Raw genomic sequence first — 25,192 nt, forward strand, 5'->3', positions numbered from 1 at the left:
AGACGGTTTTGAAACTGTGAAATTACTATTTTTTACTACTTTTAGCCCAAAAATAATCGAAACAATACTCGCATGTTAACGTGCCTACATAAACCAACACTATGAATTTTTTTTCTCCCGCTCGCTTATTTATAACAGGATTAACCTTTACAGCAGCATTGGTTTCCTGTAATCAACCTAAAAACAAAACCACAACAAGTGATATAAAGACTGTCACAGGAAAAGACAGTTTAGTAAGATATGTCGACGAAAGACTGGACATTTACGAAAAAGTAAAGCTTTCAACCAATGTAAATCAACTGAGCCCAAGCGAGCGCGAAATATTGCCTTTGTTAATTCAGGCCGCGCAAATTATGGATGACATTTATTGGAAGCAGGTATACCCACAGCGCGATAGTTTATTAAACACCATCAAAGACGAAAAAACCAAATCTTTTGTCATGATTAACTATGGCCCCTGGGACCGGTTAAATGGCGACAAGCCATTTGTTGCAGGCGTAGGTCCAAAACCCAATGCCCTTAATTTTTATCCTGCCGGGATGACTAAGGAAGCGCTTACTAAATCCGATGTGAAAGATAAGTATGGGTTGTATTCAGTAATCAGGGAAGAGCAGCCAGGCAAATATATGTCTGTACCTTATCATATCATCTACGCAACAGAACTACAAAAAGCATCTTCCTTATTAAAACAGGCTGCATTAATTGCCGAGAACCCAGGTTTTAAAAAATACCTTAACCTAAGGGCCGATGCCCTGATTTCTGACAACTATACGGCCAGCGACTATGCCTGGCTTGACATGAAAACCAATACGCTAGACATCATATTAGGTCCTATAGAAAACTATGAGGATAAACTTTTGAATGCCCGTGCTTCTTTTGAGGCGTATGTATTGGTTAAAGATAAAGTATGGAGTAAGCGGCTTGCCAAATATGTAAGCATGTTACCAGAACTTCAGCGCGGCCTGCCTGTTGATGCAAAATATAAAAAGGAAAAGCCAGGAACAGATTCAGAATTGAATGCCTACGACGTAATTTACTACGCAGGAGACTGTAATGCCGGCTCCAAAACGATAGCAGTTAACCTGCCGAACGACGAGATTATCCAGCAGAAAAAAGGAACCCGTCGCTCCCAATTAAAAAATGCAATGAAAGCTAAATTTGACAAGATTCTTATGCCAATTGCTATGGAATTAATCGATGCAGACCAACAGCAATACATTAATTTTGATGCTTTCTTTGACAATGTCATGTTCCATGAAGTTGCTCATGGACTGGGTATCAAAAAAACCATAACCGGGAAGGGTTTTGTTAAGGAGGCGCTCCAAGAACAGTTCTCCTGGCTTGAAGAAGGGAAAGCTGATGTTCTCGGGTTATACATGGTTACAGGATTATTAAAAAAAGGCGAGCTTAAAGGCGATCTTAAACAGTTTTATACCACATACATGGCAGGTATCCTTAGATCTGTAAGGTTTGGTGCCTCTAGTGCGCACGGCATGGCAAACATGCAATGCTTTAACTTCTTCAAAGAAAATGGTGCGTTTATCAGAAATCCCAATGGAACATATAAGGTAGACTTTGTAAAGTTTCAAGATGCAATGAACAAGCTGGGCAACATGATCATAACCTTACAAGGAAATGGAGATAAAGCTGCGGTAGAAAAGGCTCAAAAAGAAAACGCCATGATTCCTTCCGACTTGCAGTCTGACCTAGATCGACTAACAAAAAAGGGGATCCCTGTGGACATCATATTTGAACAGGGTGTAGACGTGCTAGGTGGTAAATAAAAAGGCTAAGAAAGATGACGGGTAATGATATCTTCCAGTTCCTGTATATCAAAAGGTTTGGATAAGTAGCCGTCTGCACCAGCTTCCTGGGCAAGAGATTTCACATCGTTATTTGCAGAGAAATAGATAACAGGAATAGTTTTTAGCGTCTCGTGTTTTTTTAATTCACGTGTTGCTTCAATACCACCTACATCAGGCAACCAGTTGTCCATAAATATAATATCAGGAGTATAGCTAAGCACCTGATCAATTATATTATTAGATGTTGATGAGGTTTTTATCTCATATCCAGCATCCTCTAATATAATGGTACATAATTCCAGGATATCAGTGTTATCATCAAATACAAATACTTTCTTATTCTTCATTTATTGTACTAGCTATAATCAACAAACTTATCGATTATTTAAGTGAATTTATGAAATCTCCAATCTTTTCAATACTTAGCTCCTCATCTATATCCACATGTAACTTCGCCTGTGCGGGCATATAGGCTACCTGAGCAGATTCAAGGCTTTGTATTACTGCCGTTCCACCCCATATTTTAACACTTTTTAGACCATTTACTCCATCAGAATTGGAGCCCGACAATAAAATACAGGTCAATTTATCTTTATAAACCTCTGCTCCTGTTTGAAAGGTTACATCTATTGATGGTCTGGAATAATTAATCTTTTCAGAATAGTCAAGAGAGAAAGTCCTGTCGCGTTCAATCAATAAATGGTAATCTGATGGTGCAATATAAATTGTTCCTGCAGAAATCGGCTCCTTTTCATCTACTTCTTTTACCCTTAGCTTTGTTCTGCTGGAAAGCAGATCTGGAAGTAATGAGTCTGTGCCGTGCTTGCGGTGTATCACAATAATTATAGGAAAAGTAAGATCAACATCAAGAACAGGCAATGCCTTAAGCAGTACTTCCAAACTTCCAGCAGAGCCGCCTATAATCACTGCTTCACATCCTCCCATCATTTAATTTTCCTCCAAATCTTTTGTCCTGGTAGCCTCTTATACTTCTTTGAAATTCCAGAAAAGTCTACCGTTTCTTTTGTTCCCAACGCCAAATATCCCAATTCTTCCAAACTGTCATCAAAAAGATCCAGCACTTTATGTTGTAAATCCCTGTCAAAGTAAATCAACACGTTTCTGCAAAGGATCAACTGAAACTCGTTAAAGGAGTGATCAGATACAAGGTTATGTGTAGAAAAGATAATCTTACTTTTTAAGGCGTCGTTAAATTTAGCTAAGGAGTAATTTGCAGTATAATAACTGGAGAAATCCTTAGTTCCTCCAGATGCAATATAGTTTTCTGAATACTGCTTCATCTGGCTCATTGCAAACATACCTTGTCCTGCCTTTTCCAGCACAGCTGGATTGAGGTCTGTTGCATAAATAAGCGCCTTATGCAGCAGATTAAGCTCTTTTAAAACAATAGACACAGAATACGCTTCCTCACCAGTAGAGCATCCGGCAAGCCATATTCTTATAAATGGATAGGTTCCCATGGCAGGAAGTACAGCATCACGAAGGTTCTTAAAGAAAAACGGATCTCTAAACATCTCCGTTACATTAACTGTAATCTGCTCTACAAACCTTTTAAAATACCCACCATCGTTTTTAATCCTATACCTAAATTCTGCAAAACTAAGGGCTTTGTCTAGACCATACAACCTATTGATTCTTCGTTTTAACGATGCGCGGGAATAACCTGTAAAATCATAGCCGTAGTTCTCCAGAAGATCGGAAAGCAGTACTTCTACTTGTTCATCATTTATCAGTACACCCTCCAAAATCAAAGTATATATCGCGTTAGTAACCCGGTTAATTCATCCACATTGATTGGCTTTGATACATAACCTACCGCTCCTGCCTGAAGACACCGTTCCTTATCGCCCACCATTGCCTGTGCAGTAACTGCTATTACTGGAATATTCTTCAGCTCGGGTAAGCTGTTTATTTCAGCAATAGCCTGGTAGCCATCCATACCCGGCATCATCATATCCATCAGCACTACAGCTACCTCATTGTCATTCTTAAGAATCTCAATTCCCTCTTCACCGCCAATTGCAGAGAGACACTTATACCCTCTCGCTTTTAAAACTGCTGTTAAGGCAAAGATATTCCTGTTATCATCGTCTATAATTAATACTTTGCTTGCCATATTAAACTTTATCGTAGAGCCAAACGCGGAGTAATGAGATCAGTTGATCTATATCAACAGGTTTTGAGATATAGTCAGACGCACCTGCGGCGATACATTTCTCCCGGTCTCCCATCATTGCTTTGGCAGTAACAGCCAAAACAGGCAATTGTTTGTATGCAGGCATCTTCCTGATCTCTCTTGTGCTTTCATATCCGTCCATCTCAGGCATCATCATATCCATTAATACAATATCTACAATCGGGTTTTCTTTCAGTAACTGAAGCGCTTCTTTACCATCTGTTGCTGCCAGCACTTTCATTTTATGCTGTTCTAGTGCCTTGGTAAGGGAGAAAATGTTACGCACATCATCATCAGCTATCAATACCGTTTTATTATTCAGCACCTCATACAATCCGCCCAATCGCTCAGATGCCGGTTTACTCTTATTGTCTACCGCCTTTTCTTCAACCAAGTGTAAGAATAAACCTGCTTCATCCAGTATCCGCTGATAAGAATGTGCCGTTTTTACCACAATAGAATCCGCATACTGCTTTATCCTGCTCTCTTCACCTTTAGAAAGGTTTTTACCTGTAAAAATAATGATCGGCAGATTTTCAAGACCTTCACTTTTCTTGATGGTCTCCAGCGTTTCATAGGCACCCTTATCAGGAATTCCCATGTCCAGTATTACACAATCTACTTCCTTCCTGTGCAAAGCATCAATCCCTTGATTTACATTTCCTGCTACCTCAGTTGTAATATTATAGTTACTAAGAAAATAGCTCAATGCCTCTGCATGTTGCTTATTTTCTTCTACTATAAGCACCTTTTTAGGGTGCCTGCTTAATGCATGCTCTAATTTTTGAAAGATCTGTTGCATTTGCTCTATGGCAAAAGGTTTGTTAATAAAATCTACAGCCCCTTTTAGCAAACTTTCCTTTTTTACCTCCAGCGATGACATGATGTGCACAGGAATAGGCTTAGTATCAGGGTTTGATTTGAGCTCTTCCATTACTTGCCATCCATCCTTTATGGGCAACTGTATATCCAGCAGAATGGCTACAGGTTTATAAAAATTAGCCATCTCTATTCCCTGATCACCCCTAACGGCAACAATTCCTTTATAATTCCGCTTACGTGTAAAGTTTAGCAGTATCTTAGCAAAAGGGGTATCGTCTTCAACAATCAAAATAACTTTATCACCTGCAACAATGTTAAACCTGTCATCTTCCAACTCTTGCGGAATGTGGTCTACTGTAAATCTTTGTTCTGTCTGTTCTTCTTTTCTTTCAAAGTAAGCTGGCGCACTTACAACGTTTTGAGTGGCGTCTTCAACTGTTAATACAGTGCCATCGGCTGGTAAGGTGAAAGAGAATTCACTGCCAACATGTTCCTTACTGGTCAGCTCTATTTCTCCTCCAAGCAGCTTGGCCAGCTCCCTGCTTATGGAAAGACCTAAGCCTGTTCCTCCAAACTTTCTCCGTGTAGAGCCATCTGCTTGCTGGAAGGCTTCAAAAATCAACCCTTGTTTATCTACTGGGATACCTATTCCGGTATCTGATACCTGGAATACAACAGCGTTATTTGTAGCGGCTTTTTTAATGGTAAGCACTACTTTTCCATGGGCCGTGAACTTGATTGCATTAGAAAGTAAATTTTTAAGGATTTGCTCCAGCCTCATCTTATCTGTTACCAAACTTGCAACCTGATCTTCCAGGTCTATAATCAATTCCAGATTTTTATGCTTAGCTATCGGGTTAAACAAAGAGCGCATATCTGTTGCTACCTCTGTAACATTCACTTCAGCAAACTCTAGTTTCATCTTTCCTGCCTCAATTTTTGAAAGATCAAGAATCTCATCTATCAAGCCAAGTAACCCTTGTCCGGAGCTTTGTATAACCTCTGCATATTCAATATATTCGGCATCCAGTTCTTTATTGTCAGACATGAGTTTGGACAATAATAGAATCGAGTTTAGTGGTGTACGCAGCTCATGTGACATATTGGCCAGGAATTCCGACTTATACTTGGTGCTGAGCTCCAGCTGTTCCGATTTCTGTTGTATGTCCAGATTTCTTTCTAGTATCAACTGATTCTTTTCTTCCAGCAAACTAGTTCGCTCTTCCAATTCCTGATTGCTTTGCAACAATTCTTCTTGTTGCACCCTAAGTTCTTCTTCAGACGTCTGTATCTTTTGTGTCTGCGCCTCTAGTTCCGCATTCAGGCCTTCCAGTTCATTGTGCTGTGCCTGTAGTTCTTCTGCCTGTGCCTGTGTTTCTTCCAAAAGCTCTTGCATACGCATACGATTTTGGGCCACATGAATAGCAATGCCGATATTCTCAGAAACATTGTTTAAAAATTCGAGGTGAAGTGGCGTATAGGTGGTTAAAGATCCAAACTCCATTACTCCTGCCAAAATACCATTTCTTAAAACGGGCACGGCAACAATACTTTTTGGTTGGGTAGCACCAGAAGCATAGCTGATGGTCATTTCACCCGCCGGTATTTCTTTGATGATTATTGGTTTACCAGATTTGATTACCTGCCCAAGTATACCTTCGCCAACTTTCAATACCCTTTTTTTCTCTGCTTCTATTATTGAGTAGCTCCCTTCCAGATGTAACTTCTGATCTTCAGCAAGCAAATAGAAAGCAGCTACATTACTGTTGGTATGTTCTACAATATTCTCTATGATGTCTGTAGTCAGCACATTCAGATTTTTCCCACCAACCATTTTATCATTCAAACTGGCTATCCCAGCTTGCAGCCATTCTTTATCTGCCAGCAATGTAAATGAATATTGCAAGGATTCTGCCATCGCATTTAATGACCCGGCCAAACTTCCAAGCCCATCTTTATCCATTTCATCTAACCTGATCTGGTAATCACCATTAGAAATTCTGCCTGCAATATTTTGGATGACCTCTATCCTTTTATTTGTCTCCTCATTTTTATCTTCAAGCTCCTTTTGCAATTTCATTCTTATGGTGAAATCACCCGATACCTTCCTGTAAAAAAAGACGGTAATCAATACAGCAAGTGTACCGGCAATCAGGATCAATGCAGGCGTGTAGCTAGATACTTTATTTAATTCTTCAGTTCTCAGGTTCAATAAACGTATTGCCTCTGCCTGCATTTTCCTTATTACGTTACGGGCATCATCCATAATAACCTTACCCTTAAGCAGCTCACTTATGCTCACGCTCCCACCCCTGCTCTTTATATCAATAGTCTGCTCAAGTATGGAAAGCCTGTTATCTACTATAACCCGTAGCCGCTTCAAATTTTCTTGCTGATAAGGATTGTCTTTACTTTCTATTGCAATTTGACTTAAAAGATCATCGGCATGTGCTTTCGCACCAATATATGGCGTCAAAAAAGCCTTATCTCCGGTCAATAAATAGCCGCGCTGTCCGGTCTCTGCATCTTTAAGTGTAGAGATCACCCCATCCAGGTTATTCATAACGCTATTGCTATGGGCTACCAGGTCTGCACTTTTTATCAGGTTATTGATGCTGGTAAATGATGCTAGTGATGTAATAAATAGTATTAATAACGAAAGGCCTAAGCCAATTCTCAGGTTGTTTCTTAACGATGAATTCATAAAAATCTATTGTTAATCTTTTTCTGGTCCCACATTAACTGGTAATATAAAATAAAATTCGGAGCCCTCGCCCACCTTGCTTTTAACGCCAATTTCCCCCATATGCCGCCTGATGATCTCCTGGGAAATGTACAATCCTATACCTAATCCCTGAAAATGTATTGCGGTCTCTTCCACCCTGTAAAACTTATCAAATACATGCTTTTGCAGTTCCGGGGCTATCCCAATACCAAAATCACGCACACCAAGATAAATCTTATCGCCCATCGATTCCAAATTGATATGTACTTCTGTAGTCCCAGGAGAATATTTAATGGCATTGGTTAAAAAATTAATAATCACCTGCTCTATGCGTGTTTCATCTGCATAAATCTCCTTAGAAGCCGTTCCTTTACGAATCAGTTTGAAATCTGGGTTAGACTGGTTAATGATCTCCATCACACTATCCAGTAATACATTTAAATCAAAGAATTTTTTGTTAAACTTAAGCTTCCCACTTTCAATTTTGGAAATATCAAGCAAATCAGCAATCAGATCGCTCAACTTTTCCAACTGCGCCTGCGCCTTACCAAGATGGCTCTTTACGGTCTCTATATCACCACGTTCCAGGTTACGCTCTAACAGTTGCATATAGCCCTTTACACTGGTTAGAGGGGTTTTAAGTTCGTGACTGGCAATACTAATAAACTCATCCTTTTTCCTTTCTGCCTTCTTTCTATACTCAATTTCCTCTATCAGCGCATTCTGGATTTCTATCAGTTTTCTATTCTGCTCGTAAATTCGATAAAACGTTTTCACTTTAAGCAGTAAAATATCCATATCTACCGGCTTGGTAATGTAATCGAGTCCGCCTGATGAATAACCTTTAGTTATAAACCTATTATCGGTATTCACTGCCGATAGGAAAATAATGGCGGTTTCCTTTGCTTTACTATAGCCAGAAATGGCTTCAGCTACTTCAAAACCATCCATACCAGGCATTTGAACATCCAGAATAATGAGCACATATTCATTCTTCAGCACCTTTTTAAGGGCATCCTCCCCAGAGAGAGCAGTATCAACTTCAAAATTATTCCGCTCCAGAACCTTTTTCAATGAAATAAGGTTCTCGGGGGTATCATCAACTATTAATATCATTCTGGAGGTTATATGGAAATTTTAAAGTTATACAACTCGCAAGAATATTTTGGATATAAATTCATATCATATCAAAAAACTTGCAGTTAAACTAATTATAATTCAGCGGAGTTAAAGGTATCACCTTGCTTAATGTCTCCTGTTTCAAACCCCTTTTTAAACCAATACATGCGCTGCGCAGATGTACCATGGGTAAAAGCATCAGGAACCACTTCGCCTTGTGCCTGCTTTTGCAGCTTATCGTCACCTATGGCGTTCGCTGCATTCAGTGCTTCTTCAATATCACCATCCTCCAGCTTAAAGTCTTTCAAATTTTGTGCATGGTGCGCCCACATGCCAGCAAGAAAATCAGCTTGTAACTCCAGTTTCACAGAAAGTTTATTGTATTCCTTTTCACTTACTTTACCGCGGGCCGCATCTAGCTTGGCAGAGATGCCAAGCAAGTTCTGTACATGGTGACCAACCTCATGGGCGATCACATAAGCCTGCGCAAAATCACCAGCCGCACCAAAGCGGTTCTTCAATTCTTCGTAAAACGAAAGGTCAATGTATATTTTTCTATCACCCGGACAGTAGAATGGTCCAACGGCCGAGCTGGCGCCTCCGCAGGCAGACTGAACATAATCTGTAAATAAGGTCAGCTTTTCTGGTTCCTGATAAGTAGATCCCATTTTCTTGAACTGAATCTCCCATACCTGATTGGTAGATTCAAATACCCCATCAACAAATTTACCTTCCGCATCGGTTGGATCGCCGGTTTTTCCTTCTGTAACCTGACCCTGCCCGGCAGGCAGCTGACTAACAAGACCGGTCAGGTCCTGTCCAAAAATTAATCCAATAATGACGACAATAACTCCTATGCCACCACCAATGGCACCGCCACTCATTCCTCTTCTATCGTCTATATTGCCACTTCCTTTACCGAACCACTGCATATAAAAATTGTTTATTTGATATAACAATGATTAACTTCAATTGTCATACCAAACTCCAATTTTTTAGCTATTGATTAAATTTAGTTATCGCTGCGCGAATTCTCTTTTGAACTTCAACACAACCCAATGCAAGGGAAATATCAAAAACACCCGGACCAAATTTACCGCCTACCAGCATAACCCTAAAAGGAAGCATCAATTCTCCCGGCTTAAAACTGTGTGCTGTGGCTAGTTCTTTGAATTGCTCTTCTTGTTCTAATGCAGTTAAACTATCTGTTAACCCCGCAGCAAACGCTTCAAAGAAAATGGCTTTTTCTGCCGTCCATTTAGGCTTTACCGCTGCTTCATCGTAGCTTTCTGGTCCGACAAAAAAGTAGCCTGATTGCTGTACAAAATCTGTCATCAGGTTACACCTGTCTTTAATCAAATCAATTACTTTCCATAAATAATTTTCATTAGTAATTGAAATACCAGCCGCTCGAAGTGCAGTTGTTACTGCAGGAGCCAATGTTTTTGCATCTGCGTTTTTAATCCACTCATGGTTATACCATTTCGCTTTTTCAAAATCAAACTTTGCTCCAGCCTTGCTGATCCTATCTAACGAAAACTTCGCAATCAGTTCCTGCATACTAAATAATTCCTGATCCGTACCGTCATTCCAGCCCAGCATAGCCAGCAGGTTTACAAAAGCCTCTGGCATAAAACCAAGTTCTTTAAATCCTGCGGTGATATCGCCTGTTTTAGGATCTGTCCAGTTTTGCGCAAAGACAGGAAAGCCCAGTCTATCGCCATCACGCTTGCTCAACTTACCGTTTCCATCTGGTTTCAAAATCAATGGCAAATGTACCCATTCCGGCATCTCATCTTCCCAGCCCAGGTAACGCCACAATAGTATATGGATTGGCGCAGAGGGCAGCCATTCTTCGCCCCTAAAAACATGGGTTATCTCCATCGCTTTATCATCTGCCACAACAGCCAGGTGATAGGTAGGCATTCCGTCTGCCTTTAAAAGGACTTTATCATCTACTAGATTGGTTTCAAAACTTACATGGCCCCTAATCAAATCTGTAAAAGAAACCAACTTATCTGCCGGCATTTTTATACGCACAACATGGGGTACCTGATCTGATAACAGTTTAGCCACCTCTTCCTCAGTCAAGGCAAGAGAATTGCGCATCTCGCCTCTTGTTGCCAGTCCGTAGGTAAAATTGTTCACTTCTTTGCGCTTTGCATCCAACTCCTCCGGGGTGTCAAAAGCATAGTAAGCGTATCCGTCGGCAATCAACTGGTCCGCATATTGTTTGTAAGTCGCTTTTCTTTCGCTCTGGCGGTACGGACCAAATGGGCCGCCTACCTGCGGACTTTCATCTGGTGTCATCCCGCACCATTCCAGGCAGGATACAATATATTCTTCTGCGCCTTCCACAAACCGGGTTTGATCGGTGTCTTCCACCCGCAGCACAAACGTACCATTGTGCTGTTTAGCAAACAAATAATTGAACAGCGCTGTCCGTACACCACCCAGGTGTAATCCGCCGGTAGGGCTCGGCGCAAATCTTACTCTTACTTTCTTTTCCATATTACTGCCAGCAAAGATATATTTTTGTAATTTGCCTACATAATCTATGAACCCCTACGAGAAAAAGCGGCGCTGGAAATTCTTTCTATTGATATTCGCCATTATAATTGGTGCTGCTTCTGTTTTTTACAGTGATTTTTTTGTAAAAAAGATGGAGCGCGAAGAGCGGCTGCAGTTCCAACTGTATGTTAAAGTAACGGAACAGGCCATTATGATGTATGATGACGACCGTTACACTGGCCTGATTGACCTGATCAGGGCCAATAATAAGCTACCCGTTATCATGATAGATTCAAAGGGAGAAATACGCGGTTATCAAGGACTGGACTCTACAAAAACCAATTACGATGTAGAGAATAAGGCGGGCGTTTCTTTTGATCCTGGCTATTTTAAACGCGAGCTCAGAAAAATGAAAGCCCAATATCCACCCATACCTATAAATACGATGGGTTTAGATGGCTCCAGCTGGTATATCTACCATAAAGATTCGCCCACTTTAACTCAACTTCGCTACTTTCCATACATACAGTTAGGCGTAATTGCCTTGTTTTTATTAACGGCTTATGTGGCCTTCAGTTCTGCCAGAAAAGCAGAGCAAGACCAGGTATGGGTAGGTATGGCTAAAGAAACAGCACACCAGTTAGGTACCCCGATATCCTCCCTTATGGCCTGGGTTGAGCTCATGAAATCGCGCTTTAACGCCGAAGATGATCCACTCATTGCCGAAATGGAGAATGACATTAAACGGTTAGAGGTAATTACAGATCGTTTCTCTAAAATTGGTTCTAAGCCCATTCTGGAAGATCACGTGGTTTTTGCTGTAATCCATAATTTTGTAGAATACTTCAAATTAAGAACATCAGATAAAGTTGTTTTTACCATAACGGGAGATGAACAGGTACGCGCCATGCTAAATGTTCCGCTGTTTGACTGGGTAACCGAAAACCTATTGAAAAATGCAGCAAATGCCATAGAAAATGAAGGTAAAATAACCATCAATATTATTGAAAACCTCACCAAAGAAGAAGTTTTTATAGATGTAACCGACACCGGTAAAGGCATTGCACGCTCTAAATTTGACGCCGTTTTTCAACCCGGGTATACCACTAGAAAACGGGGCTGGGGCCTTGGCCTCTCCCTCACCAAAAGAATAATAAACAACTACCACAGCGGAGAAATATTTGTTAAAGATTCCGAATTGGGCAAAGGAACTACCTTCAGAATTATATTAAAAAGCAGCATTACTTATGAACCGACCGCAAACTAATGAATATCCCATCTGGGGAGAAACGTACATCAAACTTGTTGATGGCGACGTTATTGACATGCTGGAAAGACAAGTTACTGAATTTGCAGATTTTATAAACAGTCTGGAAGAAAAGGCCGACTATGCCTATGCGCCTGGTAAATGGACCATAAAGGAATTGATAGGTCATATTATAGATACAGAAAGGATTCTGGTTTACAGGGTCACTTCCTTTGCAAGAAATGAACTACAGCCCATTCCAGGATTTGATGAGGAAAGTTATGTTGCAAATGCCCATTTCGCCGACCGCAGCCTAACCAGTTTTGCAGAAGAGTTTTCGCTATTAAGAAAGGCGAATTTATATCTGATCAAATCGCTGACAGAGGAAGATTTGAGTCGCAGTGGTACCGCATCAGAAAGAAAAATTACAGTAAAAGCTATTGTATACATTCTTGCAGGGCATATTATGCACCACAGCGCTGTAATAAAAGATAAATATTTGAGCTAAATGCTTATTCCATTGGATTGAAACCGATTTCCCAATAATTGCCCTCTGGATCTGTTATTATTCCAGAATAGCCGCCCCAGAAAACCTTTTCAGGCTTTTTAACAATATTCACAGACTTTATTTCCAGTTCCATAAACAGCTCATCTGTTTCTTTTAATGAATTGGTATTGATCGTCAAGTAGTACTTAGGGAAAGCTTCTCCGGCAACATTAGGGTTGCCAATATAAAGGGCATGATCTTGCTGTTTATAAATGCTAAAGATCAATCCGTGCTTAAGTCTAAACATGACAATTTCAGTATTCTCTGAGTGGATTTCCCAGCCAAAAGAATTGGAATAGAAATCTTTTAACTTTAAAAGGTCTTTAGCGGCAATGGTTACGGCATTAATCTGTGATCTCATCAGGGAAGTTCAATTTGTTGCCCAAAACTAAAAATTCATACTGAAAAATACCATTTAAATCTGAATTAAAGACGGGCCTAAGTCCGGACAAAGTTGGATCTTGTTCTAGACTTGCTTATACTTTGCTTGGGTATTGGTTGGGTTTGGTTGGGTAAAAGGTACCTTTTCCCAAGCAAAGCCCAACCAAAGCCTTATCTAAGCCCAACTAAGCCTAGAACAAGAGTAAAGCCAGCACCGCTTTAGCACCTTCTTAAATTACTTCCCAACCTGCTCCCATTTATCAATTGAATACCTGGATACTTTGTAAGCTCCGGCCCGCTTTATTGAGCCCTTCCCTTTAACCCATCTTAGATTTACAGTATTATAAACTCCGTTATCATAACCAAATGTTACCCCATCATCTTCAAATAATTGTGCAGGTTCTGCCACTGCACCATAAACATAACAGGTAATATCAAATTTTGTCTGTGGACCAATGTACTGAACTGGTTTAGCCAAAGGAAGTATGGTACCCTCCTTTATAAAAATAGGAAGCTCTGTATAGGCCGTTTTTATGGTGTAGCTTTTACCGCCTTCATATTTTTGATTGGTATTAAAATCATACCAATTGCCTGCAGGCAAATAAACTTTACGTTCGTCAGATTTGTCTGTCAACGGCGCTGCCAAAATATTTTTCCCAATAAGGTACTCATCAGAAATATTAAATACTTTCTCATCCTGTGGATAATCAACAACCAATGCCCTAAACGGAGGTATCCCTTTCATTTTATAGTCGGCAAAAGCCTGATATAGGTAGGGTACCAGGCTCATCCTAAAGTTGAGCAATTTACGTACGTCAGATTCGATTTCTTTTGCATTGTTCATTAACTCATTTTTGTTGTTTTGGTCGCGGTTAATTTGCAGCCATGGTGGATTTTGCAGATACCAGGAATTGTAAAGCGTTTGAGCAGAAAGGACCGCAGTCTGACTTCTTCTCATAAACTCTTTTATAGAAGAAGATTCTCTAACCTCTGGCGACCATATTAATCCTGAAAAGCCAGAATTGGATATCATACGAATATATTCATCATGATCGTAAGTATCGCTATATAAGGCAGCAGGATAGGATGAAGCAAATGCGTTTGATGCACGTACATCTAAAAAAGTACGGATATTAAGGTCTTTATAAATAGTATAAATGGCCTTCTGATACACTACACCAAATACCTGGTGCATTTGTTCTCCATCAATGCCGGAGGGAAAGCGGCTATGCTCAGGAAAGCTCCAGGTAGAATTTCCGGTTAGCAAATTCGAGTTGTCACATTCGTCCATTTTAAAGCCTGAAATGCCTTGCTTTACAAAAGTCTCCTTGTGGTAATCAGCAAATATTTTGCTGGTAGCCTGATCTGCAAAATCAGGAACTAAGCCATTCCAAACCAAATAATTACCTGATCTATTTTTTAATGGTTCGTATAACGGCGACTTCGGATTAACAAATGCATGTTCCCATAAATTGATATGGAAGCCTTTTTGTTTCATGTTGGCAATCAATTCATCTGGCTTAGGGAAGAATTCTGGATTCCAAACATAAGAACAAGAATAGGCAGTGGTTTGCCACCTGGGCTCCAGACCGAGCACATCACATGGAATATTATTCTCCCTGAAATAGCTGGCCATTTTTTCTACTTGTTGTTGTTTAAAATCTGCTTTAACACGGTACTTAACTCCTAAGCCCCACATCGCAGGCAGGGCACCGCCACCCGAAAACAAATTGTAACGTTGTAAAACAGTCATTAAGTCGGGGCCTTCAAAAATATACACTTCTATTCCCTCTGCTCCTGGTATGTCTGCCTCAACCACTTCATAGGATAGCTGCTCAGTCTTGTAAAGTTCTTCTACTGAATTGGCTGTTTTACCAGACGCGGGCTTAATTGCGGCCGAATTCTTAGCGGTACTGCCACAATAGAAAGTAGTATAGCGCGAGGTATTGACTAGAATACCATAGCCTTTGTTGGAAACATAAAATGGCGTTGGTGCGTGAGTGTAGCCTAAATCACCTGATGGATTGTCATTAACAATTGGCTTTTTTCTTAACCCGCGCTGATTAAAAGACCCAATCTGAAGTCCGAATCCATATAATTGTTCGTCTTTACCAAGAGGAACTTCCACTAAAACACCCCTGTTGTTAACGCTTATTTTAATGTCCTTCAATTGGAATGGAAGCGTGCCGGCCGGTAGTTGAGTCATTGCTGCAAGCAGCGGTTTTTCATTGCAGAAGCTATACGGAGAAAATTGCTCCGCTTTTCCTACTATTATCTTTTTAACTCCAGGAGCCACTGTTGTTTCTATATTCTGAGAATAAGCATTAAAAATTGCGCTTTGCATTACAATACAGAGGAGGATGGCTCTTAAGGCCCTTTTTGTTGCTGACATATTAGAACTTTTACGCGTTTAGGCGAGCGGTAAGTAACAAATATAAACAGCATGCATAATACATGATATAAATTATACGCAAATAAAATAAATCAATATCTTTGACCTTTAAGTATATATAAAATGACTGAACAAGAAAATAACAACAGTTTTGATTGGCTTTATTACGTTTTAGGCCTATTTTTTGGAATATTAACTACTGCAGCTGTTACTTTAAGTATAGGCTGGTTGCTTTTAGGTGGCATTCTTGGATTTTTATTTGGAGCCATTTTCTTAAATTCCATCGTAAAAGGTCGTCATTACTAGTTTAACTTAACCCAATATAAACATGAAAAAATTAACTTTACTGGCGTTATTTGCCCTATTTACAATTGCGGCTAATGCGCAAGACCCAAAATTCCCTGCATTGGATACAAGCCCTGCAGATCTTTCTTATTTTCCTGCAAGTACTACTCAAAAAAATACACCTCCATCAATTAGAATCATTTACTCCAGACCTTCTAAAAAAGGCCGTGTTGTATTTGGTGAGTTGGAGAAATTTGGTGCTGTTTACCGTTTAGGAGCCAATGAATCTAACGAAATCACTTTTTACAAACCAGTAGTAATTGGCGGAAAAGCAATTGCAGCAGGTTCTTACAGCTTATTTGCTATCCCTAATAAAGATAAGTGGACCATGATCATCAACAGCAAAATTCATAGCTGGGGTGCTTACTCATATGACATGACAAAAGATGTAGTGAGAGCAGATGTTCCTGTTAAAACATTAGCTGCACCGGTTGAGGCACTGTCTATCATGTTTACTGATGCGACTGGTGGTGCTAACCTTGTTGTAGGATGGGATTCTACTTGTGTATCGTTGCCTATCACTATAAAATAAGTTAAAAATCTATAGTTTCTGATTTTATCAGAAATAGCGAAGCCGGGTAAGTAATTATCCGGCTTTGTTGTTTAATTCCCTTCGGCAAAAAACTTTAATCCCAATATAGAGCCGATTAGTGTGGTAATAAAAAAGACCCTCCAGAAATTAGCAGGCTCCTGAAAATAGAAAATACCGACAATTACAGTACCTACGGCACCTATTCCTGTCCACACGGCATAAGCAGTACCCATTGGTAATACCTGAGTTGCTTTGTTAAGAAAGAAAAAACTCAAGCCTATACAAATTGCAAACCCTATTGTCCATTTCAGGTTAGAAAAATTGTTCGACAGCTTAAGGCATGTTGTAAAACCAACCTCAAATAGCCCAGCAATTACTAGAATGATCCAACTCATATTTCTCTGTAGTTTAACACAAAAGTATCCAATTTTTGGATAGTAATGGTCATCCAAAAAGGTAAACAGATAGAATGGCACCCTTAGTGTATAAAATACGCTTTGGTCAGCCTTTTGTCATTAATCAAACGATTAATAAAATTTATTATGATTAATCAATCGATTGATTAATTTTGTACCACAAATGAAGATGGAAAAAGCAGATAAAAGGGTGAGCATTTTGGAAGCAGCAGAAAAGTTGTTCTCAGAACTTGGCTATGAGGGCGCTTCAACCCGCCAAATTGCAAAGGAAGCAGGGGCCAATATGGCCATGATTAATTACTACTTCGGTTCTAAAGAAGGTGTTTTCATGGAGATCATGAGTCAACGGATTCAGGATTTCAAAGAACAGCTCCACATCATCAGCAAAACTAATTTACCTGTAATGGAAAAGCTTGTACAGGTAATAGATAGGTATGCTTCAAGAATACTTTGCAACCACACCTTTCATAAAATGATGCAGCGGGAATTAAGTTTACCCCAGCGCCCAGAAATGTTTACCAACATTAAAGAAGCAATGAAAGACAATATGCTTGTAATTGAAAGCATAATAGAAGATGGCATTTTTGATGGAAGCTTTAGGAAGATAGACGTACGCATGTTAATAGCAACAATTATGGGAACAATAAACACTGTGGCCACCGCTTCTTACAAAATTACATTGGGCACAGACCTGGACATTAATACAACCAAAGACCGTAAGATAATTACTGCGCGCCTAATTGCTCACTTAAAAGAACTAGTTATAATTTACTTAACACCCCAAAAATGATACGCAATACATTAAAATTAATTGTTCCCACACTTCTGCTCCCTGGGCTTTTATATGCCCAGGATGTTAAGAAATTAAGCTTACCAGAGGCCATTGACCTGGGAATTGCCAATAGTAAAAACCTAAAATTATCGCAAAGTAAAATTGATGAGGCGGTTTCAAGATTGGCTATTGTTAAGGACAATGCGCTACCTAGTGCTGCTGCTTCCTTTTTATATAACCATGCAGAAATACCTACCAATACTTTAATTATTGGTGGTGGTAATCCCATCCATATACCTAAACGAGCCGATGCTTTTATAGGGACAGCCGACATTAAGGAACTGATCTACAACGGAGGGAAGCTAAAGTATGCTGAAGAATCCACTAGGTTATTAACTGAGGTTGCCCAACTGGATGCAGATAAAAACAAAGAAGAGGTAAGCTATGTGGTAATAAATACCTATTACGCGCTGTATAAATTGTTGCAGAGCAAAAAAGTTGTTGCACAAAATCTGGAAGCAATAGCAAGTCAGCTTAAACAATCACAACGTTTCTTTGATCAGGGTATCGTCACCAAAAATGATGTGTTGAGATTTCAGCTTCAGCAGGCCAATGTGTCTTTGACGGATATGGAAATAGAGAATAACCGCAAGATTTTAAACTATAACCTTGACATACTGCTGGGATTGAGCGAAACAACAACTATAGATATCTCTGAGCCTGATAATGGGCTTAAAGTTGCGGGATCGCTAAGCAGCTATACTGATCTTGCAATGAGCAACAGACAGGAGCTTCAGCAACTGGAATTACAGAACAAAGTTGCAGGAGTAAATATTAAATCTATAAAAGCGAATACCTTGCCTACTGTAGGTGTTGGCGCTAACCTTTATTACATTAACCCAAGTGGCAGCTTTATCCCCCCGGGCAATCAGTATCTACTGCCTGTCACTTTGGGCGCTAATGTATCTTGGAATATTGGAAACCTATGGACCAATAAGAACAAGATTTCGGAGGCAAGAATACAGCAGCAAAATGTAGTGATCCAGAAAGACATTTTATCTGATCAGCTTAAAACTGAAATTAATAAGAACTATCAGAATTATCAGTTTTCGGTAAACAAGATTAAAGTTTTAGAAACCTCAATTGCCCAGGCTACAGAAAACGATAACCTATTGGCCTCTAAATACAAAAATAATGTGGCCTCTGCAATTGACAGGATTGATGCAGAAACCCTCTTATACCAGGCCAAAATTAACCTGGAACTGGCTAAAGCAGATGCCGGACTTGCGTACTATACTTTATTAAAATCAACAGGAAAAATAGCTAACTAATTCTCAAAAACATACCGTAATGACCACTGAAAAGAAAAAGAAAAACAAAGTTGTACCTATCATATTAGGGGTACTTATTATAATAGGCGCCATATTTGGAACCAAAGAGTACATGTATTATACCAAGCATGTGGATACTGACGATGCACAAATTGATGGAGACATCAGTCCTGTTGTTGCCCGTGTTGGTGGTTTTGTGCAGGAAATAAAATTTGAAGAAAACACGATCGTTAAAGAAGGCGATGTTTTAGTTAAGCTGGATGACAGCGACTATAAAATTAAAGTAGAGCAGGCCGCGGCCGGACAAAAAGGCGCCAGTGCAAGCGTTGGTGTTTCTCAATCACAAATTGCGGCTACTTCTGCCAATACCAGTACTGCAAAATCAAACATTGAGGCTGCAAGGGTTCATTTGATGCTGGCTCAAAAGGATTTTGATCGCTATGCGAACCTGGTAAAAGATGGTTCCATTACTCAACAGCAATTTGACCAGGCAAAAGCACAAAAAGAATCTGCTCAGGCTGCTTTTACCGCAGCTAAAGATCAATATGTTGCTGCGGTAAAACAGGTAGGTACTACCCAATCACAATTAGCGGTAAGCAATTCTGGAGTTTCACAGCGCCAGACAGAAGTGGATTTCGCTAAATTGCAGCTTTCTTATACCGACATCAAAGCTCCGGCTTCGGGTATTGTTTCAAAAAGAAATGTTCAAAAAGGACAATTGGTACAGGCAGGACAGGCTTTGTTTTCTATAGTAAATGAAAATAGCATCTATGTTACGGCCAACTTCAAAGAAACGCAACTGGAAAAGATCACTCCTGGTTTAAAGGTAAAAGTGGAAGTAGATGCCTATCCTAAAGAGGATATACAAGGAGAGGTTTACAATTTTGCCCCAATAACAGGCGCAAAAGGATCTTTGCTACCCCCTGATAATGCTACAGGTAACTTTGTAAAAGTTGTGCAAAGAGTTCCTGTAAAGATTAAAATTACCAAGGCATCCAAAGAGATGATGGCTAAGCTGCGTCCTGGAATGAGTGTTAAGGTTTCTGTTTCTATAAAAGACTAAATAATGGCCGAAAAAGGTTTAAAAAAGTGGGTAATCACGTTTACGGTGATCACGGCTTCTTTACTGGAGCTGATAGATACCACCATTGTAAACGTTGCCATTCCCCAGATACAAGGTAACCTTGGTGCAACACTCGAGGATGTTGCATGGCTATCTACCGGTTATGCCGTGGCCAACGTAATTATATTGCCCATGTCTGGATGGCTGGGCAGCAGATTTGGCCGAAAGAATTATTTTATGTTCTCCATTATCCTTTTCACCATAGCATCATTTCTATGTGGAAACGCCACAAACCTGGAAGAATTAATTGCTTTCCGTATTCTGCAAGGACTTGCAGGTGGTGGTTTAATATCAACCGCACAGGCAATTTTGATTGAAACCTGGCCAAGAGAGGATGTGGGTATTGCCACTGCGCTATTTGGTTTGGGTGCCGTAGTAGGCCCAACAGTAGGCCCAACTATTGGTGGCTATTTATTAGAGATCAGCTCCTGGCCATTGATATTCTATGTAAACATTCCCGTCGGAATTTTGGCGGCCTATTGTACCTGGACCTTTGTGAGGGAAACCCCAAAAGAAGGAAAAGGCATGCCGGTAGATTGGTGGGGTATTGCTTTATTGGCTATAGCGGTTGGAAGTTTACAAACCCTACTTGAAAAGGGCGAAAGTGAAGATTGGTTTTCAACGCCATACATCACTGCGCTTGCGGTGGCTTCTGTACTTGGTTTGTTGTTGTTTATCTGGAGAGAAATGACTACCGATCACCCTATCGTTAACTTCAAGATTATGAGGCACAGGAGTTTTTCTGTTGGTATGTTTACCTCCTTTGTGCTTGGTTTCGGTTTGTATGGGTCTGTATTTGTGTTTCCTATATTTTGTCAGAATTTGCTTGGCTTTTCGGCTTTGCAGACAGGAGAACTTTTGTTTCCAGGCGGACTTTGTACCATAGTTATGATGCCTTTTATTGGTATTCTGCTTAAAAAGAATATACCAGCGCAGTTTATGGCAACTATTGGTATGTTCCTGTTCTTTGTATTCTGTTCTATGCTTAGTAATTCTACCTTACAATCTGGCACGAGCGACTTCTTCCTTCCCCTTATTATTAGAGGTATTGGTATGGCGCTATTGTTTGTTCCGTTAACAACGCTGGCGATTCAGGACCTTAAAGGTGCGGAGATTGGTCAGGGTTCAGGACTAAACAATATGATGAGACAGCTGGGTGGATCTTTTGGTATAGCTGCGCTGACAACGCTGATTCACATCCGTCAGGGTTTCCATAGAAGCAACTTGTTGGTGAATGTAAACGAATACAATCCTGCTTTTACAGACCGGTTAAATGGCCTTGTTAAGAACTTTATGTCAAAAGGCTATGCATTTCTAGATGCCAAGGTGTTGGCACTAAAAGCCATTGAGGGTGCAGTTACGAAGCAATCGCTTTTATTGACCTACAGTGACGCGTACTGGGTTGCTGGTTTGGTTATGTTGTGCTCTATTCCGCTATTGTTTCTTCAAAAGTTTAAGAAGAATGTACAGCTACCTATAGATTCCCACTAAATAAAAAAGGCGTTAAGATCACTTAACGCCTTTTTATACCCAAAAAAAATTTACAATTAACTTGCTTTCACTCTGCATTTTAACTCTTAAAATAGCGAAGCATTCTAAAAGGATTTGTTAAACCTCTATGTGACTAAGTTAATTGCTTTTTCCTAAAAAATCAAATTTAATTTAGTATGCCTTAATGGTCTTTTTTCTCCTGCATTTTTGGTAGCTTAAGCGCGAAAAATTACCTTCAATTATGATGCAGAAACAACGCGCAAAAGGACAGAGAGAAGCCGTATTTAACAATGAGGTTGTGTCTAGATTCGAACTCTATAACAGCCTATTTCTTACGCTTCCTTTCTATAAGATTAAAGACACGGGAACCCTACTTCCATTATTTATTAAGTTTTGTGAAGAAGGTGTGGTAAACCACGAAACACCTCAAAACATCATTACTGCTTTCTTTAAGAAGTATACGCAACACAATACCAATAAGGACATCATTGACCTTCTGTTTCGTTTTATACAGTACATTGAGAGGCAAGTGGTCTTATTTGATGCCGTAGAAGATGCTTCATTTAATAAGTTAAATGCTGATGATGAAGAAAACGCCCTACTATCTTACCTGAAGAAGGGGGTCGACAATCATCCTTTAAGTGAAAAAATAGCTGCACTGATTGAAGATTTCTCTTTACGTCTTGTGCTTACGGCTCACCCTACACAGTTTTACCCAGGCAGTGTATTGTCTATCATTACAGATCTTACTACTGCCATTAAAACCAATGAAATCTCTACCATACACCTGCTGCTACAGCAATTGGGTAAAACTCCATTCTTCAATAAAAAATCGCCAACTCCTGTTGACGAGGCCTTAAGTTTGGCATGGTACCTGGAAAACGTATTCTATTTTGCCGCAGCCAACATACAATCTGGAATAGACAAAACATTGAATGAATATAACCTGGCGCCAAAGAAAATTATAGAACTTGGCTTTTGGCCGGGCGGCGACAGGGATGGCAATCCTAATGTACATACAGACTCTACGATACAGGTTTCTAAAATGTTGAGGCAGATTTTGTTTCGCTGTTACTACCGCGATTTTAGAAGTCTGAAAAGAAGGATTACTTTTAGAGGAGTAGAAGATTCTATCGCTATAGTACAAGATATACTTTATAAGAATGCATTTGATCCAAATATTGTTCATGAAAATATTTCAGACGATGTAATTAAGCATTTAACCGATATTAAATCTATACTTGATACAGACCACGATGGCCTTTTTGCTGATCTTGTTTCTGGTTTGATCCGTAAAGTTGAATTATACGGTTGCCATTTCGCCTCTCTTGATATTAGACAGGACAGTCGCGTTTTAAGGGATGTGCATGCGTACTGCAGACAAAGCAAACCTATCATTTCACTCTTCCCTGAAAACTATGAAGACCTCGAAGAAGCTGAAAAAATAAAGGTCCTTTCTTTTAAAAGTGCCAAAGTGATTTATGCAGAAAAAGGGGATTCGCTAATTGAAGATACCCTGCAAACCATTGCTGAGGTAAAACAAATACAGGACAGTAACGGAGAGCTTGCATGCCACCGTTTCATCATCAGCAACTGCCAGCAGGCAAGCGACATATTACAGCTGATAGAGTTGTTTTTATGGAACGGCTGGCAGGAAAATAACCTGACTATAGACTTTGTACCGCTGTTTGAAACTGTACACGATTTATCAGATGCTGCCGAGATCATGGAAACATTATACGCGCATCCGTTCTATAAGAAGCATTTGGAATCGAGAGGCAACAAACAGGACATCATGCTGGGTTTCTCTGATAGCACCAAAGATGGTGGTTACCTGATGGCGAACTGGTCTATCTTTAATGCCAAGGTTGCCTTGACAGAAACTGCAAACAATCACAACATACAACTGGCATTCTTTGATGGTCGCGGTGGACCTCCTTCAAGAGGTGGTGGCAAAACCCATCGTTTCTATGCGTCCATGGGCAAGGAAATTGCCAATAAAAACATCCAGCTTACCGTACAGGGACAAACCATCAGCTCTCAATATGGCTCTATAAATAGTGCCGAATTTAATATAGAGCAGTTGATTAATGCCGGTATTTCTGCAGGCATCAGGGAAAAACATAACATTCTTCTCGATCCGATACACAAGTGCCTGCTGGATGAAATGGCCAACGATAGTTTTGAAGCATTTGTTGCCTTGAGAAAACATCCACTGTTTTTAAGTTATCTGGAAAAATTCTCTCCGCTAACATTACTGTCCAAAATAACGATTAGCAGCAGACCGGTTAAAAGAAATTCGGGCGAAGCCCTAAAGCTGGAGGATCTACGTGCCATTAGCTTTGTTACCTCATGGAGCCAGTTGAAACAAAATATACCGGGCTTTTACGGTGTGGGAACAGCGCTGGAAAATCAGGAAAAGAAAGGAAACTGGGATAAGTTGGTGGAGACCTACAATGAATCTGGCTACTTTAAAACAATTGTGGAGAACTGTATGATGTCTATGAGCAAATCTGACTTTGCAATTACTGCACACTTTGCCAATGATAAAGAGTATGGTGCTTTCTGGAAGGTTTTATTCGATGAATTTGAGCGCTCTAAACGCATGTTACTTAAATTGGCAGGCCAAGAGAGCTTAATGGAAAATTACCCTGCTGAGAAGCGCTCAATTGCCGTTAGAGAGAAGATTGTATTGCCGCTGGTACTTATCCAGCATTATGCTTTAGAACGCCTCCAAGAGGAGCTTTCAGAACAGGAAAAACAATCGTTGGAAAAACTGGCGATACGCACAGTTTACGGTATAGTAAATGCCGGAAGGAACCTGGCATAATATAAACAAGAAAGGCGCTCGTAATGGGCGCCTTTCTTGTTTGTTTATTATTTATCTATTGAACCCATTACCTTTTGGGCGAATGCGTTGAGTGCATCCTTTTCAACAGCACCCGCATTTACGTTAGCGTGGACTTCAAGCGCTCCACATATATTGGTGATGATTTCTCCAACTACATCGATTTCCTGATCGTGCACCCCTCTGAACTCACAAAAGCCTTCAAGGACGCCTAATGTAACTTCAAGCTCCTCTGCAGTATTGTTTTGAAATAACTGTCTGATTACGGGAATCTTCATTACTTTATTTTATCAAATAATTCGTTTAACAATTCTGCCTTATTGGTTTGCACCTGACCTACAAGTATGCCATTTTCAAAAGCAGCAAATGTTGGCAGATTATCTACGTTTGCCAGTTTTCTTGAATCCGGAAGCTTCTCTGCATCAACTATCAAAAAAGCAACGTCATCATTCTCGGTAGCCAGCTTTTTAAATTTCGGCTTCATGATCCTGCAATTCCCGCACCATGATGCGGCGTACTGAACCATTACCTTTTTATTATCGGCAACATGTGATTGCAGATTGTCTTCTGTTAATTCTAAAAACATCTT

23 protein-coding genes are annotated in these 25,192 nt (G+C 40.0%); 10 read left to right on the top strand and 13 right to left on the bottom strand.

What is annotated here, in order from left to right; genetic code table 11:
• The first annotated feature begins 101 nt into the window (after positions 1–101).
• Positions 102–1,784, top strand: coding sequence for a dipeptidyl-peptidase 3 family protein (locus ACVWYN_RS01550; protein WP_457287058.1), 1,683 nt, complete (start codon positions 102–104; stop codon positions 1,782–1,784).
• A gap of 5 nt (positions 1,785–1,789) precedes the next feature.
• Here the strand turns inward: ACVWYN_RS01550 and ACVWYN_RS01555 are convergent, their stop codons facing one another.
• From ACVWYN_RS01555 to gltX, 8 genes are all read right to left on the bottom strand, one after another.
• Positions 1,790–2,152 (bottom strand): response regulator, encoded by a 363-nt coding sequence (locus ACVWYN_RS01555; RefSeq protein ID WP_457287059.1) that lies wholly within the window; start codon positions 2,150–2,152, stop codon positions 1,790–1,792.
• A 34-nt stretch (positions 2,153–2,186) separates the two neighbouring features.
• Positions 2,187–2,753 (bottom strand): chemotaxis protein CheB, encoded by a 567-nt coding sequence (locus ACVWYN_RS01560; protein WP_457287060.1) that lies wholly within the window; start codon positions 2,751–2,753, stop codon positions 2,187–2,189.
• Positions 2,750–3,574, bottom strand: coding sequence for a CheR family methyltransferase (locus tag ACVWYN_RS01565; protein WP_457287651.1), 825 nt, complete (start codon positions 3,572–3,574; stop codon positions 2,750–2,752). The genes ACVWYN_RS01560 and ACVWYN_RS01565 overlap by 4 nt, the downstream gene beginning before the upstream one ends.
• Complete coding sequence (locus ACVWYN_RS01570; protein ID WP_457287061.1) at positions 3,574–3,942, bottom strand: response regulator; 369 nt, start codon at positions 3,940–3,942, stop codon at positions 3,574–3,576. The genes ACVWYN_RS01565 and ACVWYN_RS01570 overlap by 1 nt, the downstream gene beginning before the upstream one ends.
• A gap of 1 nt (position 3,943) precedes the next feature.
• Positions 3,944–7,528 (bottom strand): response regulator, encoded by a 3,585-nt coding sequence (locus ACVWYN_RS01575; protein ID WP_457287062.1) that lies wholly within the window; start codon positions 7,526–7,528, stop codon positions 3,944–3,946.
• Positions 7,529–7,540: 12 nt separating this feature from the next.
• A complete protein-coding gene (locus ACVWYN_RS01580) occupies positions 7,541–8,665 on the bottom strand; it encodes a hybrid sensor histidine kinase/response regulator (RefSeq protein ID WP_457287063.1) in 1,125 nt (374 codons plus the stop codon).
• A gap of 95 nt (positions 8,666–8,760) precedes the next feature.
• Positions 8,761–9,600, bottom strand: a complete 840-nt coding sequence (ypfJ, locus tag ACVWYN_RS01585; RefSeq protein WP_457287064.1) for a KPN_02809 family neutral zinc metallopeptidase — start codon at positions 9,598–9,600, stop codon at positions 8,761–8,763.
• A gap of 67 nt (positions 9,601–9,667) precedes the next feature.
• Positions 9,668–11,179 (bottom strand): glutamate--tRNA ligase, encoded by a 1,512-nt coding sequence (gltX, locus tag ACVWYN_RS01590; RefSeq protein WP_457287065.1) that lies wholly within the window; start codon positions 11,177–11,179, stop codon positions 9,668–9,670.
• A 46-nt stretch (positions 11,180–11,225) separates the two neighbouring features.
• Between gltX and ACVWYN_RS01595 the strand changes: the two genes are divergently transcribed.
• Both ACVWYN_RS01595 and ACVWYN_RS01600 read left to right on the top strand, forming a co-directional pair.
• Entirely contained in the window at positions 11,226–12,446 is a 1,221-nt protein-coding gene (locus ACVWYN_RS01595; protein ID WP_457287066.1) for a sensor histidine kinase, read from the top strand.
• Entirely contained in the window at positions 12,427–12,933 is a 507-nt protein-coding gene (locus ACVWYN_RS01600) for a DinB family protein (protein ID WP_457287067.1), read from the top strand. The genes ACVWYN_RS01595 and ACVWYN_RS01600 overlap by 20 nt, the downstream gene beginning before the upstream one ends.
• Before the next feature lie 4 nt (positions 12,934–12,937).
• Here ACVWYN_RS01600 and ACVWYN_RS01605 read toward each other — a convergent pair whose 3' ends face one another.
• Together ACVWYN_RS01605 and ACVWYN_RS01610 are read right to left on the bottom strand one after the other, a co-directional pair.
• Positions 12,938–13,333 carry a VOC family protein gene (locus ACVWYN_RS01605; RefSeq protein ID WP_457287068.1) on the bottom strand — a complete coding sequence of 132 codons (396 nt, stop codon included), beginning with the start codon at positions 13,331–13,333 and terminating at the stop codon, positions 12,938–12,940.
• Between the two features lie 255 nt (positions 13,334–13,588).
• Positions 13,589–15,745 (bottom strand): TIM-barrel domain-containing protein, encoded by a 2,157-nt coding sequence (locus ACVWYN_RS01610; protein ID WP_457287069.1) that lies wholly within the window; start codon positions 15,743–15,745, stop codon positions 13,589–13,591.
• Positions 15,746–15,868: 123 nt separating this feature from the next.
• Here ACVWYN_RS01610 and ACVWYN_RS01615 point away from each other — a divergent pair, with 123 nt between their 5' ends.
• On the top strand, positions 15,869–16,051 hold the full coding sequence (locus ACVWYN_RS01615; protein ID WP_457287070.1) for a hypothetical protein: 183 nt from the start codon (positions 15,869–15,871) through the stop codon (positions 16,049–16,051).
• 22 nt (positions 16,052–16,073) lie between these two features.
• Positions 16,074–16,622: a DUF2911 domain-containing protein gene (locus ACVWYN_RS01620; protein ID WP_457287071.1), complete on the top strand. Its 549-nt coding sequence runs from the start codon at positions 16,074–16,076 to the stop codon at positions 16,620–16,622.
• A gap of 71 nt (positions 16,623–16,693) precedes the next feature.
• On the opposite strand, the gene ACVWYN_RS01625 is transcribed toward ACVWYN_RS01620, so the two are convergent.
• Positions 16,694–17,017, bottom strand: coding sequence for a DMT family transporter (locus ACVWYN_RS01625; RefSeq protein WP_457287072.1), 324 nt, complete (start codon positions 17,015–17,017; stop codon positions 16,694–16,696).
• Between the two features lie 184 nt (positions 17,018–17,201).
• Here ACVWYN_RS01625 and ACVWYN_RS01630 point away from each other — a divergent pair, with 184 nt between their 5' ends.
• The 5 genes from ACVWYN_RS01630 (at position 17,202) to ACVWYN_RS01650 (ending at position 24,585) form a co-directional block, all read left to right on the top strand.
• Positions 17,202–17,828, top strand: coding sequence for a TetR/AcrR family transcriptional regulator (locus ACVWYN_RS01630; protein WP_457287073.1), 627 nt, complete (start codon positions 17,202–17,204; stop codon positions 17,826–17,828).
• Entirely contained in the window at positions 17,825–19,141 is a 1,317-nt protein-coding gene (locus ACVWYN_RS01635) for a TolC family protein (protein WP_457287074.1), read from the top strand. Before ACVWYN_RS01630 ends, ACVWYN_RS01635 begins: the two co-directional genes overlap by 4 nt.
• Positions 19,142–19,160: 19 nt before the next feature.
• Entirely contained in the window at positions 19,161–20,204 is a 1,044-nt protein-coding gene (locus ACVWYN_RS01640) for an HlyD family secretion protein (protein WP_457287075.1), read from the top strand.
• A 3-nt stretch (positions 20,205–20,207) separates the two neighbouring features.
• Positions 20,208–21,755, top strand: coding sequence for a DHA2 family efflux MFS transporter permease subunit (locus tag ACVWYN_RS01645; RefSeq protein ID WP_457287076.1), 1,548 nt, complete (start codon positions 20,208–20,210; stop codon positions 21,753–21,755).
• A 241-nt stretch (positions 21,756–21,996) separates the two neighbouring features.
• A complete protein-coding gene (locus tag ACVWYN_RS01650; RefSeq protein ID WP_457287077.1) occupies positions 21,997–24,585 on the top strand; it encodes a phosphoenolpyruvate carboxylase in 2,589 nt (862 codons plus the stop codon).
• Positions 24,586–24,632: 47 nt separating this feature from the next.
• Here ACVWYN_RS01650 and ACVWYN_RS01655 read toward each other — a convergent pair whose 3' ends face one another.
• A complete protein-coding gene (locus ACVWYN_RS01655) occupies positions 24,633–24,881 on the bottom strand; it encodes a DUF6952 family protein (protein ID WP_457287078.1) in 249 nt (82 codons plus the stop codon).
• Positions 24,881–25,189: a thioredoxin family protein gene (locus ACVWYN_RS01660; RefSeq protein ID WP_457287079.1), complete on the bottom strand. Its 309-nt coding sequence runs from the start codon at positions 25,187–25,189 to the stop codon at positions 24,881–24,883. Before ACVWYN_RS01660 ends, ACVWYN_RS01655 begins: the two co-directional genes overlap by 1 nt.
• Positions 25,190–25,192: the final 3 nt, after the last annotated feature.

Source organism: Pedobacter sp. UYP24 (assembly GCF_054057295.1).